This is a genomic window from Pontibacter sp. LHS1 (genome assembly GCF_058932855.1).
Map to the genome: position 1 here is coordinate 382,920 of NZ_JBZYWF010000001.1, position 20,073 is coordinate 402,992.

At 38.2% G+C, this 20,073-nt stretch carries 19 protein-coding genes; all 19 read right to left on the minus strand.

The window, feature by feature from the left end:
- Positions 1–59: 59 nt before the first annotated feature.
- The 19 genes from AC5FXQ_RS01640 to AC5FXQ_RS01730 all read right to left on the minus strand — a co-directional run bounded on the left by AC5FXQ_RS01640 (position 60) and on the right by AC5FXQ_RS01730 (position 20,064).
- A complete protein-coding gene (locus tag AC5FXQ_RS01640) occupies positions 60–662 on the minus strand; it encodes an acetyltransferase (protein ID WP_493600761.1) in 603 nt (200 codons plus the stop codon).
- A gap of 426 nt (positions 663–1,088) precedes the next feature.
- Complete coding sequence (locus tag AC5FXQ_RS01645; protein ID WP_493600762.1) at positions 1,089–1,712, minus strand: sugar transferase; 624 nt, start codon at positions 1,710–1,712, stop codon at positions 1,089–1,091.
- Positions 1,699–2,868 carry a glycosyltransferase family 4 protein gene (locus AC5FXQ_RS01650; RefSeq protein ID WP_493600763.1) on the minus strand — a complete coding sequence of 390 codons (1,170 nt, stop codon included), beginning with the start codon at positions 2,866–2,868 and terminating at the stop codon, positions 1,699–1,701. Before AC5FXQ_RS01650 ends, AC5FXQ_RS01645 begins: the two co-directional genes overlap by 14 nt.
- Positions 2,869–2,905: 37 nt before the next feature.
- Positions 2,906–3,889, minus strand: coding sequence for a polysaccharide deacetylase family protein (locus AC5FXQ_RS01655; protein ID WP_493600764.1), 984 nt, complete (start codon positions 3,887–3,889; stop codon positions 2,906–2,908).
- Positions 3,890–3,908: 19 nt separating this feature from the next.
- Positions 3,909–4,673, minus strand: a complete 765-nt coding sequence (locus AC5FXQ_RS01660; RefSeq protein ID WP_493600765.1) for a formyl transferase — start codon at positions 4,671–4,673, stop codon at positions 3,909–3,911.
- A gap of 52 nt (positions 4,674–4,725) precedes the next feature.
- A complete protein-coding gene (locus AC5FXQ_RS01665) occupies positions 4,726–5,946 on the minus strand; it encodes a hypothetical protein (RefSeq protein WP_493600766.1) in 1,221 nt (406 codons plus the stop codon).
- A gap of 57 nt (positions 5,947–6,003) precedes the next feature.
- Positions 6,004–7,062, minus strand: coding sequence for a glycosyltransferase family 4 protein (locus tag AC5FXQ_RS01670; RefSeq protein ID WP_493600767.1), 1,059 nt, complete (start codon positions 7,060–7,062; stop codon positions 6,004–6,006).
- The gene (locus AC5FXQ_RS01675; RefSeq protein ID WP_493600768.1) at positions 7,059–8,252 is read right to left on the minus strand and encodes a glycosyltransferase family protein; all 1,194 of its coding nucleotides are present in this window, start codon (positions 8,250–8,252) and stop codon (positions 7,059–7,061) included. Before AC5FXQ_RS01675 ends, AC5FXQ_RS01670 begins: the two co-directional genes overlap by 4 nt.
- Complete coding sequence (locus AC5FXQ_RS01680) at positions 8,252–9,412, minus strand: glycosyltransferase (RefSeq protein WP_493600769.1); 1,161 nt, start codon at positions 9,410–9,412, stop codon at positions 8,252–8,254. Before AC5FXQ_RS01680 ends, AC5FXQ_RS01675 begins: the two co-directional genes overlap by 1 nt.
- A 155-nt stretch (positions 9,413–9,567) precedes the next feature.
- Positions 9,568–10,641, minus strand: a complete 1,074-nt coding sequence (locus AC5FXQ_RS01685) for a sugar-transfer associated ATP-grasp domain-containing protein (RefSeq protein WP_493600770.1) — start codon at positions 10,639–10,641, stop codon at positions 9,568–9,570.
- Positions 10,642–10,749: 108 nt separating this feature from the next.
- On the minus strand, positions 10,750–11,820 hold the full coding sequence (locus AC5FXQ_RS01690; RefSeq protein WP_493600771.1) for a glycosyltransferase: 1,071 nt from the start codon (positions 11,818–11,820) through the stop codon (positions 10,750–10,752).
- Positions 11,821–11,869: 49 nt separating this feature from the next.
- The gene (locus AC5FXQ_RS01695; protein WP_493600772.1) at positions 11,870–12,952 is read right to left on the minus strand and encodes an ATP-grasp domain-containing protein; all 1,083 of its coding nucleotides are present in this window, start codon (positions 12,950–12,952) and stop codon (positions 11,870–11,872) included.
- Between the two features lie 44 nt (positions 12,953–12,996).
- A complete protein-coding gene (locus AC5FXQ_RS01700; protein WP_493600773.1) occupies positions 12,997–13,914 on the minus strand; it encodes a glycosyltransferase family 2 protein in 918 nt (305 codons plus the stop codon).
- Positions 13,915–13,987: 73 nt separating this feature from the next.
- On the minus strand, positions 13,988–15,001 hold the full coding sequence (locus AC5FXQ_RS01705; RefSeq protein WP_493601264.1) for a glycosyltransferase: 1,014 nt from the start codon (positions 14,999–15,001) through the stop codon (positions 13,988–13,990).
- 104 nt (positions 15,002–15,105) lie between these two features.
- The gene (locus AC5FXQ_RS01710) at positions 15,106–15,660 is read right to left on the minus strand and encodes a GNAT family N-acetyltransferase (protein ID WP_493600774.1); all 555 of its coding nucleotides are present in this window, start codon (positions 15,658–15,660) and stop codon (positions 15,106–15,108) included.
- Positions 15,661–15,663: 3 nt separating this feature from the next.
- Complete coding sequence (locus tag AC5FXQ_RS01715) at positions 15,664–16,839, minus strand: ATP-grasp domain-containing protein (RefSeq protein WP_493600775.1); 1,176 nt, start codon at positions 16,837–16,839, stop codon at positions 15,664–15,666.
- Between the two features lies 1 nt (position 16,840).
- Complete coding sequence (locus AC5FXQ_RS01720; RefSeq protein ID WP_493600776.1) at positions 16,841–17,545, minus strand: WbqC family protein; 705 nt, start codon at positions 17,543–17,545, stop codon at positions 16,841–16,843.
- Between the two features lie 3 nt (positions 17,546–17,548).
- The gene (locus tag AC5FXQ_RS01725) at positions 17,549–18,631 is read right to left on the minus strand and encodes a DegT/DnrJ/EryC1/StrS family aminotransferase (protein ID WP_493600777.1); all 1,083 of its coding nucleotides are present in this window, start codon (positions 18,629–18,631) and stop codon (positions 17,549–17,551) included.
- Positions 18,628–20,064 carry a lipopolysaccharide biosynthesis protein gene (locus AC5FXQ_RS01730; RefSeq protein WP_493600778.1) on the minus strand — a complete coding sequence of 479 codons (1,437 nt, stop codon included), beginning with the start codon at positions 20,062–20,064 and terminating at the stop codon, positions 18,628–18,630. Before AC5FXQ_RS01730 ends, AC5FXQ_RS01725 begins: the two co-directional genes overlap by 4 nt.
- Positions 20,065–20,073 lie beyond the last annotated feature (9 nt).

Genomic DNA, 20,073 nt, shown 5'->3' on the forward strand with positions numbered 1-20,073 from the left:
ATTCGCATGATGCTTAACGTCCGGATTAGCACATCTGCATAAAATTTAGGCAGCCCGGCTTAGTGTGTGTGGTGTTTTTTTATGATTCGGGCTGGATTACCCACTGCCGTTACACCATCGGGCAGGTCGCGTATCACCACGGTCCCCGCTCCTATTTTGCACCACTTGCCTATTTTCAGGTTCGGAATCACTACGGCTCCGGCTCCTATGTGTGTGCCTTCCCCTACCTGCACGTTACCGCTGAGCACTGCACCCGGGGAGATATGGGCATAATCTCCGATCTGGCAGTCATGGTCAATGCTGGCTCCTGTGTTAATGATCGCATGCTTCCCCACCTGTGCATCGGCCTGTACAATGGCCCCCTGCATCACAACGGTGCCTTCGGCGATAGAGACTGAGGGTGAAATAATGGCTGTTGGGTGAATGGCTTTGCCGAAGTCATGGGTTAGGCTTTCGGCTACCCGACGGCGGATGGCATTGTCACCGATGCTGATGAGCACGGGCTGCTTTAGCCCCTGTTCCATTTCAGCTCCCAGCACAGGTATACCGCCTATTTCCTTTATAGCAGGGTTCTTATCAAAAGCACCCAAAACAGGTACACCCATATCCCGCAGGATGTCGATGATCACTTTCGCATGTCCACTCGCGCCGTACAGGTACATGATTGGTTAAAGTATGGTGTGCTGCAAAGGTAAGAATTCTCAGTTTGTGATTTGGAATGTAATGAGAAATCTGTCTGAATCTGTACATAGGGCCCCTACCCCAAGGATTAACAGGATTTTTAAAGAGGGCCCCTACCCCCAGGATTAACAGGATTCTCGTGCATGATTGTCATCCCCCTGCCCCCTTCTATGTCGAGGGCCCCAACCCCCAAGGGGGACTTTTAAGCTACTACTTCTCTATCTTTCATCCAGGAAGGATCTTGGTTGTAGAGAGAGTGGCTGTAACTATGACCCACCCCTAGCCCCTCCGAGGAGGGGAATACTCGTGCAGAATGTTCCCCTTTGAAGGGGGCTGGGGGATGACAATCGTGCACAGAATTCCCCTCTGGGGGTAGGGGCCCTCTTTAAAGGAGGGGCAGGGGTGGGTTAATCTTTCACGTAGTTACTTCCTCTAAACCGCTCCATCGTCGCTACTCCTTCCGCACTGATCCCTTCCGACTTAAACACCTTCACAATTGTTTTGAAGATGATCTTCACGTCCAGCCAGAAGGAGATGTTATCCACGTACCACACATCGTAGCGAAATTTCTCTTCCCAGCTGATGGCGTTGCGGCCGTTTACCTGGGCCCAGCCGGTGATGCCGGGGCGCACTTCGTGGCGGCGGCGCTGGGTTTCGTTATAGAGGGGCAGGTATTCTACCAGCAAGGGACGCGGGCCAATCAGCGACATGTCCCCTTTGATCACGTTGAGCAACTGCGGTATTTCATCCAGGGAGGTCCTGCGCACAAAGGCTCCGATCGGCGTCAGGCGTTCGGCATCGGGTAGCAACTCGCCCTGCTCGTCCCGGCGGTCGTTCATGGTCTTGTATTTGATCACCCGAAAGATGCGGCCATCCTTACCCGGGCGGGGCTGCAGAAAGAAAGGCTTGCCGTCATTGACGATCGCCAGCAGCAGCGTGACCACCAGGAACACGGGCAGCAGCACGACAAAAGCCAACAGGCTCAGCACAAAATCAATCAGGCGTTTAAAGAAACGGCTATATACCTTCATCTTGCTTTAAGTGGGATCTGTATTCCTGTAACAAGAGCTCCCAGAAATGGGTTTGCTCGTAACGCTCCACGATCATCTTCCGCGCCTGCGCTTGCATGTGAGCATATGCTGCTTTGTCGGTGAGGAAGCGTTCCATGGCTGCGTACAAAGCTTCCATCGACTTTGGCGGCACGATCAGGCCGTTCTCGCCCTGGCGGATGATCTCGTTGCAGCCATTGATATCAGTGACGATAGCAGGAAGTCCAAAACACCCTGCCTGCATGGGTACGTTCGGGAAACCCTCGCGGTAGGACGGGAAAGCCAGCGCCTGGCTGATGGCCAGGTATGGGCGTACATCATTCTGGAAACCGACTGACAGGATCGAAGGGTTTTGCTTAATCTCCTGCAATACCTCTTCTGAGATCGGGTCCAGGTCCTGTTCGAAAGGCCCTACCAGCAGCAGCTTCACCTCAGGATATATCTGCTGTAACCTTACAAAGGCCTCCACCAGCTCCTGTATACCTTTGTCTTTTACCAGTCGACCGATAAAGACGAATACAAAATCATCAGGTTCTATACCTAGGCTGGCTTTTAGCTCCTGCAGCTTTGTTTCATCTAGTTGCTCCCGGCTGAAGAAGGCCGTGTTGATGCCATTGCTGCTGCCGTTGCCGATCACTTTCACTTTATCCAGACCACAGAAACCGCTCTCCAGAATAAAGTCTTTTAGTACCGTAGAGTTGGGGTATACCTTGGTGGCGCAGGCGTAGGTGAGTTTCTCTACTGCTTCCAGCAGTTGGCGGGTTTTGCCTTGTGTTTCCATCAGCGGAAGGCCTGCCACCGTGTGCAGTCGTACCGGCACGCCCGCCAGCCTGGCACCCAACATACCAATGATGCCCGCCTTCGGAGTATGGGAGTGTACAATAGCAGGCTTGTGCTTTTTGCAGAGGCGGTAAAATTGCCAGAGTGCCTTCATATCCTGCACCGGTGTAATCTTGCGCGTCATCCCGATCTGCACCAGGGGTGCCTCTTGCTCCCGCACCACTGCCTCTGACTCTGGGCCATTTGCTGACACCATCAGTGGCTGAAAGCCTTTTGATCGCATGTAGGGCAGTTGCCCCGTAATCAACTTTTGCAGGGAGAGTGGTACTGTGGTGATGCGGATAAGTACGGGTGGCATTGGGGTAACATTTGTTTTCGGGTGCAAAGGTAAGAAATTACCTCCCCGTTACATACTCATAAATAACCCGCATACTCATGCTTTGCAAACCGTATTGCTCCTGAAGTTTTTTATAGTGATCGATGATCACATGCAGATCTGCCATACTACGTTCGGGGTGACTGCCGAAGTTGTGTGGATGCCACCAGAGGTGGTAGCACTCCTTGCGCTTAGCGGCCTCCGTCATTTCTGACAGGATACGTTGCAGGCGCAGTTTGTTCAGGATATCTCTTTTCCCGTCAACCGGACGCAGGAATCTGCTGGCAGGTATAGACAGTGGCAAGCCCTCTACTATTTTCAGAGAAGTGAGCGGGAAAGAGGTTCTCTTGCCCAACGGGAGATAAGCATCGCCTGTTCGGAAGATCTTATTCGATAGCGTATCCTTCACCGTCTGTTTCCAGAACCAATCACTTGGGTTAGAGCGAACTGTCTTAATACCTTCTTCATAGCATACACGCAAATACTGTTCGTTGAACTGGTTACGCGGAAAAACCAGCGACTCCAGCTTCATTCCCTGTCTGGCTGCTATACCTTGAGCTGCCTGCAGGTCCTGCCGGAACTGCTCCAGTGTCTGCCCGGCCTCCTGGCAGTAGTAATGCGCGTAGGTATGGGAAGCCATTTCCTGGTAAGGCGTCTGGTTAATCTGTTCCACCAGCTCCGGCGCAAAAAAGAAACCTTTCAGGCTACTATCCCTGCCATATTCATCTTTTAGACGATAAGCCGACAGCTGATCATTTTGATACGAAGGCCGTAGCGCAGGCATAGCACTCGTCCAATCATTCCAGTCTTTAGCAAAGAGCATCCCCACGGTGGCCCAAGTCACATGCACCTGCTGCTGCTCAAAAAGCGTCAGCATCTCCGGTATCACCCGGCGGGTATTTTTAAAATATTGCTTCCGATCCGCTAAAGGCACTTTATCAAAAATCCCCCAATAGAGCTCAAAGTCCAAAGAGATGGTAAATATTGGTATGTCTTTGGCCATTTTAAACAATAAATCTGTTCTACTTTACACCTTTTGTAAAATAGTAATAGTAATACTCCCAAATTGTTGGATGTGACCAAAGCCTTGAGAAAGACACCCTAGATAAACTTTCTTGCTTCTTCCCCTCTTGTAGATTTTTTATAGCCTCAAGCATAAGATTTAGCCCCTTTGCAGTTTGAAGGTAAGGGTATGTGACGAAGTTGTCCCGCGAAGTTATTCTAATGGTATCCTGAGCTATAACTTTACCTGTATCAATACCCTGATCTATATAATGAATAGTAACACCTGCATTCTCACTATCATTATTTACCAATGCCCAATAACCACCATGCACCCCTCTGTAACCAGGTGTTATTCCTACATGCATATTAAGAAATACAGCAGAAACAGAGTCCAAGACCTTCTTTGTGAGAATACGAGTTCCATTAACAACAATCACATCAGGTGAAATTTGTTTTAAAATTTGGATTACCTCATCATCATTCACTGACTCTACTCTTGTTAGCTTTTCTTGGGGAATAATGGAAATTTCTAGTTCATTTTGAGTAAGTATTTCATCAATTCTTCTTCTTGACCTCCGTTGCAATGTTTTGACCACAATAAACTGAAATAGAATTTGCCCAATAACCTTTAAAATTCCCAGTTTTTTTATTCTTTTTTGTACAAGAACTTTCGCTGGCATCTTATCCTCCACAATAACAGCTTCGAACTTAATCTCCCTGCTCAAATAATTATACACTATTGATGACGATTGCGACATTCCAGCTAACAGTACTATTTTCATCAGAATAATTTAGTAGAATTTAAGTAAAATTATTTTGCCGATATTGGAGAGGCTATAAACTGCTCCGTAAAGGACTCTCTTTTAATTCTTTTTCAGCAAGTTTTATTTTATGTAACTTCCACTTCTGTATTAGTTGAGTCTTATTATGAGTCAATGTATATAGTATGAATATCAACAACGCTGGCGTTAACATATTTTTCATTCGCATCATAACGCCTAAATTTCCAAGAATATTGGAAAAGCCAAGTGTACTTACTATCAAAAATAAAAGCAGACCTTTGATAGGAAATGGCGCTGCTTTGAAAGAAGCCCATGGCTTTGTTTTCAAAGCACGATAAGTTAAAATCAATAAAATTAGATTTTCGAAAGAGGCTAGTAAGCTTGTTATGTTCCGAACATCAAAGAAAAGGGGTCTAAACAAAAAGGTAATAATCTTTATTGGCAGAGGATAAGCTGTCATATCTACGCCAGAACCACTACTTCTGCTTAATACATGAACCTTAGTTGCAGAATAACTTTCAATACTTTCAGTTGATACTTCATCCAGATTTATATACTCCATCACATCATCAAACAGATATATTGCGCCTGCAACGCAAACACCAGCCAAAAAAGTTTTTGAAATAAAACCTAATCGGCCGTCAAGCAATGCACTTACTCCATATGCTACTAGTGTAAACACTGCTATATGTGGCCTGACATAATACATCAAGTAAAGACTGATAGCAATCCCGAAAATTCTTTTTGGGGGGTTAAGTATACTGTATAAGAACAGCCCTATGCAAAAGAAGCTTAATGTATCCTTGCCAACGCCTGAAGACCAGAAGTGAAGATTTGGCAGAAAAAAAAGAGTTGGGAATAATTTATAACCTTGCATTTTAACTACAACTTTAGTTGGCACCAAGACTAAAGTTGATTTATAAAAAAATAGCACACCCAAATACCCTATAAAGCTGTAGATAATAGAGCCCGTTACAAATGACAAATTTAAATAATGGACAAAGGGATAGTTCAGAACATGAATAAAAGTAGTACCTGCACCGTGTGCAATATATTTCTCTAACGGAGTGTTAGTTTTCTTCCAATATCCTACAGCGTCCCCACCAAAGTTCAGAACATAAAACATGTACACCAAACCAAAAAACAGGTGGTATAACCACAACCATTGCAGGGTTTTTCTTGTATGAGCACTCTCACCCTTGGAATAAATACCAATGAGTACCTGAGACAATACAAGAACTGCTATTATAAAGATGATATCTAAACCAGACATACAGACTTAACAGATAAGTCAACCATTTCATAAGGTATAACTATCAATACTTTCATTCTAAACTAAACTTGTTAAGTTAGCTATCCAGGTAGTTGCTGCGGAATTTAAAGAGTATTTTGATTCAACTAACTTGCGGCCTTCTGCTCCCATCCTAATTCGTTGATGTTTATTTACTATTAATTTCTCTAGGGTTTCCCTCCATTCTGCAACACCTTCAGGTTTATAGCCATTAACGCCTTCCTTGATAATATCATCATTTGCACCAACTGGACTTCCAACAACAGGCAATCCACATCCCATATATTGAATTAATTTATACCCACATTTTCCTCTTTGCCATAGATCATCTTTCAGAGGCATTATACCAATATCGAATTTGTTTATAAACTCAACTTCATTTTCCTCTGACCAGGGTATTATAACCTCATATTCCCCCAATCCTATACTACCATAGCTACCTATTAAATGCAACTTAGCTTGAAATGATTCGCAGATATCACGTAAAGCGGGTGCTATAATTTCAAGATTATGAAAAGAAGTCGGAGACCCTATCCACCCGATAATAATTTCACCAGAACCTCTATCTTCTTTTACCTTATACTGGTCTGAATCAATGACAGTAGGTACAACAACAATATTTTTTGCACCAGCTGTTGCAGCATAATCCCTCAGGTAAGCGTTTCCGGCAACTACTAATGATGAATATTTCATAACAATTGCTATTTTATTCCCCAGTAACTTTCTGACAAATTTATTAGGATGAGTATCATAGTTGTGAAATACAGCATCATCATAGTCTACAACATACTTTACTCCTAGCATGGATAAAATTAATTCAAAGAAAGCTGGAATAAATGGAAATAACTCCTTCTCAATTACAATTATATCGTATTTGGAGATTTTAAATAATACTAAAAATCTCCTCAGATATGCTTTTGCCACATTCCACCTACTGGTACTTTTTTTCTTATATAATTCATTTAAATACTGATCGTTAAATAAAGGGCTTACCTCAAACTGTATCCCGTTTGCCTTGAAAAGAGGAAAAAATTGGTAAGTCCTTAATCTACTGCTAGCACCCAAACGGGTATATTTAGTTAAAAATAGAATTTTCAATTCAACTCCTTTAATGATGATTTATAAAGCTCAATACTTCTTTGTAGGCTAAACTCTTTTTCACCTAAGCTTCTAGCTGCTTGTCTAATAAGTGAATTGCCTGCTATACTTAATATCCAGTCAGCAGCACAACGTAAGGTTTGATCCTCATGGTCAGCCAGAACAAAGCAACATTCTTTTTCTGCCAACAGGTCCTCAGTATCACCAATCCCACCGGATGCTACTACAGGTAAACCTGTTAATAAGTATTCTCCAATTTTTATCGGAGCAACTCCCTGCATCGAAAAACTAGGCTTCCTGATTGCAAGACCTACATCTGCAGCAGACAGATATAGCGGTACCTCGTTAAATGCCAATGTCTTGATCACAACATTTGCATCTAGCATGCTTGAGTACACAACATTACTAAGATATTCTGGTGTGCCAGTTAAGACAAGAAAATAGGAGTTTGGTTGAATCTGTCTGACCCTCTGATAAATTTTAAGCATTTCAATCAAACAATACTGGGGTCCCAAGCTCCCAGAATAAACTAATAGTAGAGCATCTTTATCTATATTTAATTGCGTTCTAATTCGCTCAGAATGACTGGTAGGGGTAAAGAAACTTGTGTCCCTTCCATTTGTAACTTTTCGGAATTTTGACTTTAGCGCAGGATCTTTTTCTGTTAATATACCAACAGCCTTATTTGCTCTTGTAATAACTACGTCTGCAGCTCTTACAGCTTTACGCTCGATAGATTTTAGAAATCTATATTGAAATCCTGTGGGGTTTAATCCTGCAAAATCAACCCGCTCATCTAAAGGTAATCCATCAGCATCAAAAATAAATTTTATATTGAAATTATTATTAAGGGCTAATAAAGCCATCAAAGCAGGAAAAGTACTTCTAGGCATCGCGATATCTATATCATGACTCCTAATGTATTTTTTAATGAATTTGACTCCCTTGTTCAAAGTGAGAACAGTTCCAGGAATAGGATGTGGTCTTCTTGAAACATGGAAGTGATTATAAATTACCCCAGCTTTTTTGCAAGCTAGCTTTAACCTTAGCACCTTCTCGTCTGTAGACCAGGAAAATTGCAGAATGTGTACTTCATATTCAGACCTTAATCCGGCAAAAATAGGAAGAAAAAGCCCTTCCAAATAATTAACCTGCGGCCCATCCCAACATATAAACAATAATCGTTTCATTAATAACTGGAAACTTTCGGATTATTCAGTTTCACAATTCTCTCTTCAACCAGTAGCTCTTGGTATAGCGTTTCTACTTCACTAACATATCGTTGTGCACTATAATCATCTTGAGCTCTTATATATCCATTCTCTCCCATTTGCTTACATTTAAACTTATCTGATAGTAGACAATCAATTGCACTTGCAATCTGGTCAGGTCTATTTACATCAACTAAAATTCCTGTTCTATTATCTATTACAATACTTTTTAAACCACCTACACTTGTAGCAACAACGGGTAATTTATGAAACATAGCTTCAACAGCTACTAGTCCAAAAGATTCAGTTCTTGACACTATTGCAAAGATATCCATCATCTTGTAAAAAGGATGAGGGTCTTCCTGAAAACCGACCATGATAACCCTATCAGCTATTTGTTTGAGCTCAGCAGTTTGCTGTATTAGCTGCCTATCTGGTCCATCCCCAACAATGATTAATTTCAGCGTTGGATACTTCACCTTTAAAAGTGCAAGTGCTTCAACGAGATCTGTGAACCTTTTTACATTATTTCTTACACGTCCTACACTCCCAACAACAATATCTCCTTCCTCCAATCCATACTTTTTCTTTAAAGAACAGATGAGTGACTCATCACTTGGTACAGGTGGGGCTACACCATTATTTATTAGCCTTATTTTTTTAGTTGGTACACAGGCAGTATTTTTTAGATATTCATATGCAGCTGGCGAAACGCCAATAAACATTTTTGACACCATTGAAAGAAACCTGAGGAGCACAGAAGCCATTCTACTTCTATTGTATGGATCTGAAGTTTCCTCCGCTATGATAATTGGAACTTTCCCAATCTTTCCAGCTATGGTTGCAAGTAATACACCTTCAAAAACAGCTCCATGTATGATGTGAGGCTTAAATTCATTTATTATTTCGATTACTGCTCTGTATTTGCTCCAATCCCATACTTTTTTAAGCAATCCTATTTGTATTACCTCTACCCCCTCAGATCTGATTTTATCAGCGAGTGGCCCAATAGCTTGAGTACAAATTATTTTTAACTCATACTTATTTTTATCAAGTAGTTTCGCTAAAGTATAACGCCTTTGCTCTACCCCTCCACTTCCTACGGTTTCCTGTACTAATAATACTCTGATTTTTGTCACTGTTACTGTTTTTAATGGAAAATATGAGGAGCTAAATTTTTTACACAAATTATAAGCATACAACGAGGAGGTCGTTCCACCTAATTTTGTAAATGCTGCTTACCATGTTGAGCAATAAGCTTTATATGATAGTTGCTACTTCAGAAAACTCCCGGTTATGACATTGAGGGTTTTGACTGGCGCCAGATATTTTCCCAACCTAAATCAGAAAAACAAGGTCCTTGTGTTGCTTCAGAAAACTTTATATCGTTGTGACTGCCATTCCACTCCATTACCTTGATCCTATTATTCTTGTCTACAATCATGTCCCATCCTATACTTCTTACATGTGGCAAGGATTGATGTAATTCCAGAGCAGTTGCTATGCATTTCTGAAAATTAGGAATGGTTTTGTTTGAGAATAAAAAGTGAGTATCTGGATGCTTATCTATGCTAACCCAGGTTGGTAAATATCCCTTAGCCTCTAGTTTTCCGCTTTTAAGTTCAACTGGAACACGAATATGAGAGGCAGATTTAACATGAGTATCTTTACTACGACCAACTCTTAAATAACCAGCTCGCACAGAAGCTTCTCCTTTATCACTAAGTACTGTCGTTATGCGCAAAGTCGCAACGGAAGCAGGCATTATCTCTTCAAAAAACTGGTGCTGCTCAATGTATTCTTGGAAGACACCATTCCCTAATTTAAAAACTTCACTTAACTTAAAAGAAGATTTTTTAAGAACATAAACTCCTTTACCCTGTATTGAATCGTCTAATTTAAATACAACAACTTCTGAATATTTAAACAAAAAATCTTCAACGCAACCTTTTTGTAGAACTTCATTACTATTTGAAAAAAAGAGGCCATTTACATAATATGCTATATCCGGAAACACATCGTTGTTGAATATCTTTCTTGTCAATGGCTTAAGATCAGAAACTTTGCCATACACCCCCTTTATAGTGGGAACGACAACTTTACCATAATAATTATCAGGTATCCAGCCTTCCTCGAAGCTTTGAGCAATTGCGCTATAAACATATAACCATGGAGCATATCCACTCCACCCAAGTACATCTAAAGCATATTCATTGGATAGTTTGATAAGCTTAGGATCAGTTTTACCCTTTACTGATTCAATATCCTGTAAAATCCGTTTAGCCTGAAGCTTATGAGATTGATGATACTGATGATTTAAAATATTTTCTATTGCTTTTTTTGCTAGCAAATATGCTTCTTGCTTCATGTTATATTATCCTTTCCTCTACAAAAGAAGCTATAAAAATTAACCTTCTGTAGGTAACCGCTCTATTTTGTTTTAGCACATTTTTGCCCATTGCTATAGTTTTGCAAACTACTCCGCTTTTCTATATATTCTGAATAAACTTTTCATATGCTGCTCTAATGAATATGATTTAAGCACATGTTCTCTTCCTTTCAATCCTACACCTTGTAATTCTGCTTTAGGTTTCTGAATAACATCTTTAAGTATTTGCAAAATTTGATCTGGATTCTTTGGATCAAGTAAAAAACCATTAACCTGATCAGTAATAATCTCTGATGCTCCCCCTATTTTAGTAGCCATACAAGGTAAACCTGTATACATGGCCTCAACTAATGCATTCGAAAATCCTTCAGAAAAGGAGGGTAGTATGAATGCATCAGCTTTTAAAAGAAAGTCTCTTACATTCTCTTGAAATCCTTTAAATTTTACATGAGCGTGTAAATTAAGGTCTGTTACAAGAGCAGTCAATTCTTTTTTCCAAGGTCCATCGCCAACTATCCAATATTCTATATCAGATCTAACCTTGAGTAATTCAGGTATAGCTTTTATAACTGTATCTAAGTTTTTTATTGGATGGAGTCGGCTCACACTTAAAAGAATGAACGAGTTATGTTTACTTACAGGTTCTAGCTTTGGAAATAACACTGGGTTATACACTAACTGCAATTTTCTTGGCGGTACTCGATTCTCTTTTTCAAGGTATGCAAGTACCTGTTTTGCATTTCCTATCACAGTATTTGATAGAAGGTAAACTAAAGAAAAAATGTTTTTTGCTATTTTACTTTGGTTCGGCATGCCAATTTCCTCTGCGATCTTCACAGGCACTCCTGCTAGCCAGGCAGCTATAATTCCATGGAAGTTAGCCTCCGCTCCAGAAGTATGTACAACATCTGGTTTTTCTTTTCTAAAGAGTCGATATATACTTATTATTGCTCGTAGTGAAGGAATTCTCTGTGGTTGATTTAAACAGATAACTCGTTTCCCATTTTCTCTAATTTCATTTTCAGCAACACCACCATGATTTATAGCGACAAACACATGCTCAACGTTCTCCTGTTTATCATCAAAGCTTGATACATTTATTAACCTTTTCTCAATACCGCCAAAATCTAAAAAGGTAGTAAGCCTAATAATTTTCATTTAGTCACAGTAATCGCAGTAAATACTAAATTTCAATTTGGTATTTACTTTATTTTACAAATTCGTTGAGTTGTTTGGTAGATTTACTTTTAATATAGTAAACTAAAGATTCGGCATAGGTTCTTTCTAAATTAGGCTCCTCAGTTATGAACTCCCATTTCACTTCGTTCCCATTTTTAACTTCAGAGCAATAACCTGTAGACATCTCTAATGCATGCCAGCCAAAAGCGATACCTTGAAACTCAATTAAATAATTCTTGCCGTTAGCTTCAGCTATATCAAGGGAAACAAAAGGAACATCTAATTTTTGTGTCACTTCTTTGGCATAGTTCAATATAGAAGCCTCTAAAATATCATATTTAAACTTGCCGCTTCCACTTGCCCTAAAATCATTATCTCGTACATATCTCTTGAAGATGTAGTACTTTTCACCAAAGACTAATACTTTGTAATCACAATTTAAATTTTTAATGAACTCTTGAATAATAAAAGGGGTACGTTTTGTAAAAAAATCATCGTAATGCTTCAAAGAAACAGGATTTTGTGCTACATAGACTTTATCTTTCTGTTTAAGAAGATGTTCTTTTATCAGCCTTCTTATCCTAAGCTTATAGCTTTCTTTTTTCTTCTTGTTAATTATATTTCTTAATTCCTGATAACTATTTGCAAGAAAAACATTACTACTTATAGCCCCCCCCAACATTTTAACCACATAGGGATAATCTCTAAATTTTTCTGCTGAAAAATCAGATATATCTCCAAAGTAGTGACCATCTATATTACCTATATTTTCAGCTTTTTTTATGATCTCCTGAAAGCCTTTATTTTCAAAACATAATAGTATCTCATATCTCGGAAGCATCACTAAATCAGACCTTAGCTTAGAGAGTCCAAAAACTATATCTTCTACATATTTTCTATATGAAGGCTCATAACTTGAAGAATAGAATACAAAACTATTCTCAGGTAATTCTTTATACCTCTCAATTAAAAATTCAAATGGAACAACCGTAACTTTTATTTGATCGCTCGCATTTTCTAAAAAGCTTTCAATTTGTGTTATATCTAATCCCTTCCAGACTCTCCCACTAAAGAAGCTCCCATGAATAGGAGATATAATTATATTTATCATATGTGAGGCATGTTAAAAACTGTATTGATATATTTCATATAAAATCATCTCTTAAACATTTTCTTTTTTAAAAGCCTGTAGTGTAGTAGCAAAATGTAATAAAGAGGCCTAAATGAATCTATCTGCATCTTAGATAAGAGGCTATAATCAATCCCGTGATCTTTTATTACGAGTTTATTAAGAACCGCAAATATTGTACTATTTTGAAATTTATTAATCGCCTGCTTAAGAGCAGTATCTTTCGTTTGACTATATAGTTTGTTTAATGTTTCAAAAGTAGCTGGTAGTCTTGTAACAGCTGTTTTTGTAACCATATTAACTGAATCTACATGATATAAAGAAAGAGGCTTATTTATCCACAAATTATATCTGCTTTGCATTAGATACCTAATCCAAGTATCCAAGTCACCTCCTCTATTAAATTTCCCAGCGGGGAACATGCCGGCTAATATTAGCAAGTCTTTTTTCAATGCTACAGCACCGGTCCAAATTGGTCTAGGCCCATTCAGGTACTCTTTTAGTGAAAATCTTTTGCTTTCTAAATGCTTATTTTTAAGAGAAAAAGTATCTATATTTCTGCTGTCGCCATTGACATAAAACCATGACCAGCAAACTAGATCTGCTGATGAATTATAGATAGCGTTATCAACATGCTCCAAGAGTCGATTGTCCCATTCATCGTCAGCATCAAGAAATAGCACCCAGTCTGCTATTGCATTTTCTATTCCTAAATTTCTTGCTGCATAGCCCCCTGGCCCGGGTTTATCTCTTCGGAACAACTTAATTCGACTATCGTTAAACTGCTTCAATTTATCTGCCGAACCATCAGTGGAAGCATCATCGATAATTATTACTTCGAAATTATTGTATGTTTGCCTTATTACTGAGCCTATGGACCTTTCTAGATGCGGAAGTTTATTATAGACGGGGATGATGACAGAAAATCTTATACTTTCAGACATTATAGCAAATTAATATAGTAAATAGAAGGACTCTATGGAAAAGTTAATTCCACCATGGCATTATAATATATTGTCATTTTTTTCCCATAAATCGCTTACCTAGATAATAGTTGGCCTTAAGCATCGCTAGAACCATATCTATAGTAAATGAGAAATGCTTGAAAGCTGAGATATACTGTTTCAAACCTTCTTTATAGCTGCTTTGGTCCAGGCTGGTTTTTAATTTTGATAAAAATAAACGTTTTTGAACTAAAGGCTTGTACCTTTCATCAATTACATTCGAGAGGGTCTCAAAATAATGGATGTGGCTTTTTCGTTTATATTCTGTTGATTTCCTACTCCATATACCACCTCTATGGATTCTATAAACTGCGGGAGTTACATTTCGAGCGTAATGCGCCTTACCATACTGGCCTAGTAACGCAAAAAGAAAGGAGTCTGTGTTAACAACATCTAATACTTCAGGAGGATAATTCCTAATTAAGTTTTTCCTGAACATAACAGTATTTGTAGGAATCATATAGCCTAAGATCATTTCCTCTTGTGAAAGGTCTCTTCCCTCTCCTTTTATTTTAGATACATAGACTAGTTTACCTTCCTCATCGATCGCTTTTGTATCGTGAAAGCTAAGTGCATATTCGGGATTCACTTCTAAAAAGTCTACTTGCTTTTGAAGTTTTAATGGATCTGTCCAATAATCATCGCCTTCACATAAGGCACGATACTTGCCTCGTGATGATAAATTGTTAAAGATACCATTCAGCATATAACGTTTATAACCACACTTAAAATGGGACACTTCTCTATCGCGTAAGAAGAGCCTTATTTTATCAGGATACCTTTGAGCGTACTCAATACATATCTCCCGTGTTCCATCTGTCGACCCATCTTCGCCAATAATTAACTCGTATGGAAAAGTCGCATCCTGCATAAGTATCCCTTCCAAACACTCCCTTATGAAGGGCGCATGTTGGTAAGCCATAACAGTTACAGAGACAAGCGGTTTGATTGTATTTATAGGCTTTTCAGTACCTAAGTACTCCTCCTGAAGCCTAAATCTTCGATTAATTTCATGCAAAATATTCATCAAATATGACGACAGTATAATAGTTGATATATATTTTCTGGAAGTTTAATAAAGAGTAAGATTCATAGCTGCACTTTTTTAGTAAAAATTTTAAACAGGCAATACTAATATAAAATATTGCTTAACTTTTGCATATAGAGCCCAGATACTTGCTCCCAACGTTCCCTATATACTCTGTAAAAATTAAAATCATTTTCCTCCCTTAGCCATTCAGGCTCAAGTGCTTCCCAGTACCTGAAAGAAACATAATTACCTTTATGAATATCTACTTCAAAAGTGTTTAACTTTAAAATATCAAAAATAATCTCCTTCCAGATGATAAACATGGCAAGTGCTTCATGCCTACTTCCCTTCCTCTTAATCCAACTACACGCTTTACAGGTTGAAGCGCTAAAGTTTATTTTAGAAACCCTATTTAATCCTATAGGTTCTCCCTTAATATTTCTATAAATAAAATAATAATCCATTCCCGCAGTTTCTCTCTGTTTGTACTCTCTCAACCATGCCTTTTGATGTTTAATGTCAGAATTAAGAGTTAACATATATTTGGTTCGAGCATGATCAGAACGCAGTGAAACGATAAACTCTGCATCATCTTCCGTAACAAGACTAACTTTTAGACCATACTTTTCTATATTAAAATCTGATATTAAATTCATTTTTTATTTAAAATAAACGGTGTAAAAGTTCCTAATATTTTTTATAATAAACTCCATTTCCTCTCTTTTAGAGAACTTTAAGAGCAATAAACCTAATCTATCATAAAGAGTGTTAAACCCACATATAACATCACCCTCATGTTTAAAAAAAAGTTTCTCTACGATTTTGCTTTCTAATTCTGACGATAGCTCTATTTTATCCAATACTCCAGATTCAGGCGCATAAATCAAACAATAGGCTAGATATAATGTTTCTTGATTGAAGTCAGTAGGTTTATACTTGTGGCCACATGCTATTTCAACATTTACTTCTGCAAAGTCTACTCCCGTTGCCTCGCTCATAAGTCTGTAGATTAAGTTCCCACTATGCCTAGGATTGATTTCAATAAAATATACTTTATTACCTGAAACAATAGCTTCAAAATTAAACACTCCACTTTTGCAACCAATTATTTCAACAAGTCTTTGTAGTTGGTTTATAGTATTGGTAAGCTCTAAAGCTGCTGGAAAGATAGTTGCAACCGGAAGTATAGAATTGACATCTTTATCAAAGTAATAATCACCAATTAAGTAAGATACTATCTTACTATCTATTATAACACAGTCACCATTTATTGTAGAGGTGCCCTCTATAAACTCTTCAACAATTACCTCACCAGAGTTCGATTTAGATTTTGCAAGACTAAAAGCCTGAACAAGTTCTTCGTGCTTGTTTACTCTTGTTATACCTACGTTACCGCCTCTGTCAACAGGCTTCACAATCAAAGGGTAATTCAACCCTTCATCTATATCATTATGATATTCTGTAATTACTTTGTTACTAGGAGTATCAAAGGAGTGGCAATGTAAAAAGTCTCTAAACCTGCCTTTATCCATAAGCTTAGAGAGGCTCTCAGAGCTTAATCCGTTCAAGCCTAACTTCTCAGAAATATAAGACGCTGTTTTCAAACCATGCTCAGAGATAAAATTCACTACTGCATCTATTGATTTTTCTTTAACCTCATTATATACTTTTTCATAATCATACGTATCAACAGCTATAACTTCATCTGCCAATTGATGCCCGCTATTTAATGGATTGTTGTCACAGGTAATGATATAATATCCTTGGCTTTTTGCATACCTAATTACAGGCATTTGCCTATCCCCAGCAACTAAAAAAAGAATTCTTTTAGACATCTTAAATTAACTTATACTTACTCATCATACCATTAACCTCTTCAGGTGAATTGAACATCAAAACATCAATAATGGAGAGCCATGGAACAAAGGGCTCTCGAAATTGAACATACTCTGTAACTTCAGATTGAATAAAATTCAACTTTATATTACTGCTCTCAAATACTTCTTTGCTGTAAAGCTCAGCACCACCAATTGGGTTTATGTAATGAGTAGCTTGTTCTTTTATACATATATCTAAAACTCTTTCCTGCCCTGAAAATTTATTATTCTGATATATAATTGATGAAGGTACTATGTTAGTGGTTATATTTAAGTAGCTGATTGTATTAATTATACTTGCCCTTGCCACATCAGCCGCTGTAACATTATCAGCAAATAGCGTTTCCTCTACTAAGGGCACAACTACAGAAAAGTATGGTGCTTTTTTATAATTCTGCTCAAGCGTTTTAATAAACTTCTTCGCCCAATTATGGTAGAATTTTTGGCTTAACAATGTATCTCTAATCAAATTAAATGAGCTCGCTTTTTCAAGAGGAATAGTAAAAAGGTGTGATTTACCATTCATGAGAATATTATTCCTGTTTATCCATCCTTGCTTTATAAAGGTTACATCATCATAAACCACGAACCTATCAGTGGCTGCAATTAGCTGAAAATAACCTATGTATGGAAAAAAATATGGCTGCATTATGGCTAACTTCATAAGTTAATTATTCTGTACCCTTAGTAATAATCTGCAAACAAAGTCAACTTCTTCTATAGACAAATCATAATATAAAGGTAAACACAAAATTTTATTTGCAACACCCTCAGTTACAGGCATTTCCTTTGATATAAGATATGGTAAGGAAGTAGATAATGAAGGATAAAAGTACCTCCGCACGAAAACTTCATATGCTTGGAGTAGCTTCATGCACTTCAACAAGAGTTCCTCACTTTCCAGTATAATGGGAAGGTAGGCATAATTTTGAGTAGCTTGTTTATGCCATAGGGGGAAATCTCCGTTGAAATTTTTTAGCTTAAGTGTATATCGATTTGTTAGTTCCTTCCTCTTCTCAATTATATTCTCTATATAACCTAAATTCACCAATCCCATTGCCGCATGTAATTCAGAATTTTTGCCATTTATACCTAACCCTGAAAATGATTCTGGACCATTAAAACCAAAGTTTCTTATATAGGCTAGTCTTTTCAGTAATTCAGGATTCTTTGTTATAACTAAGCCTCCTTCTCCGGAATGGTATAATTTAGTAGCATGTAAGCTACATGTAGAGATATCTCCATATTCAAAAATAGACTTCCCGTTTATTTGAACCCCAAAAGCATGTGCCCCATCATATATTACTTTCAGATTATATTTTTCCGCAATCTCATCGATAGTATCCACATCGCAGGGATTTCCATATACATGTGTAGCTAAAATAGCAGATGTCTTATCTGTTATAGCAGCCTCTATTTTTGTTGCATCAATGTTTAATGTCTGCGCATCAATATCCACAAACACTGGCTGACATCCTTCCCACACTATGCTACTTGTTGTTGCAACGAATGAAAAAGGAGTAGTAATTATTTCTCCTTTTAGATCTAATGCTTTGATTGCCATTTGTAGGGCAATTGTACCATTAGTAACAAACAAAAGGTGTTTTACCTTTAGATGAGCCTTTAACTGGAGTTCTAACTCATTTGCTAACGGGCCCATATTAGTTAACCATTGCCGTTTCCAAATTCCACTCAAGTAATTCTCATATTCGGATTGTGGAGGAAGAAAAGGTTTTGTAACAGGTATCATTTTTTTAGAACAAGTTGTTTAAAATCTAACAAAGCTGGCATCTTAGATAGATAGCCTATTCCTAAATAAAGTATAGAATAAATTAATCCAGCTAAAAAGAGTCTCAGTAAATCTATCTGGTATTTTAATAATTGACTATCTAGCACCCACACAATGGTACCAACTATTAAAGCTAATACAATTTCAGGTAGAATAACTTTAAGCTGCTCCCCTACCGAATAGTCAATCATTTTACCACTATACCATGTATTTATGAAGAAGGCAGCTATTGTAAAAATTAGTTGAAAGTATAGTAAGCCGTAAATCCCGAATGGTATGGCACATGCTATACCTACAGTTACTAAACCCTTTTTAATAACCTCTAGTTTTAAAAATAAGTCACTTCTTCCTTTTACCTTTAAAATGTTTAGGTTGTAGGAATGTAGTGGGTACATAATGCCACCTGCGCACAGAATTTGGAAGTATGGTACAGCTGGCAACCATTTCTCCCCTAGCATAAACCCGAACAAGGGCTCAGCTACAACCGCCAAATATATCAGAGCAGGGGCAATCCAGAATATTACTTGCTGCATTAGCCTCTTATATGCATTCTTTAACTTAGCATTATCATCTTGAATAGATGAAAATAAGGGATACGTAACTTTATTCAAAGCTGTAGAAATGTTCTGAACAGGTAGTTGTCTTAAAGACTGCGCTCGCGTGTAGAAGCCAAGCTGCGTTGCTGAAAAGAACTTACCAATAATGAGATGATAGGCATTGTTATAAATCGTATCTAATAAACCTGAAAGCGTAAGTTTATAACCAAACTTAAAATGGAACATAAAGCGTTCTTTATCAAAAAGAAGGCTTGGATACCACCCAGAACGCAGCCACAATTGTGCAGTTGATAAGAGTGACTGAACCAAATTCATCCACACAAGACTCCACACGCCAAACCCATTATAAGCCAATACAATACCAAGAGTACCACTAACAATAATAGAGGGTATCTGGATGGTCATTTGCAACTTGAAATTCATCTCCTTCGTTAGTTTTGTGCGTTGCACACCAGCAAAGGCATTAATTATAAATGATAGAGTATACACCCTAACTATACTCTCCAGAATTTCCTGATTATAGAAGGCTGCTATAAAAGGAGCGCTAATAAAGAGAATTAGGTAAATTGTAATGCTACCTACTAAGTTTATAAAAAACACTGTAGAATAATCCCGCTGGTCAGGCTTATCGGTTCGTATAAGCGAAGAGGTTAGGCCACCATCAATCAGAGTAGTACCTATACCTATAAAAACAGAAAGCATACCTATCAGGCCGAACTCAGCGGGCATCAGCAATCTGGCAAGTATAATAGATACAAAAAAATTGATAAACTGTACTCCAAATTGTTGGCTAAATGTCCAGAAAAGGCCAGATATTGTTTTTTGCCTTAAACTCACGTATTCGAT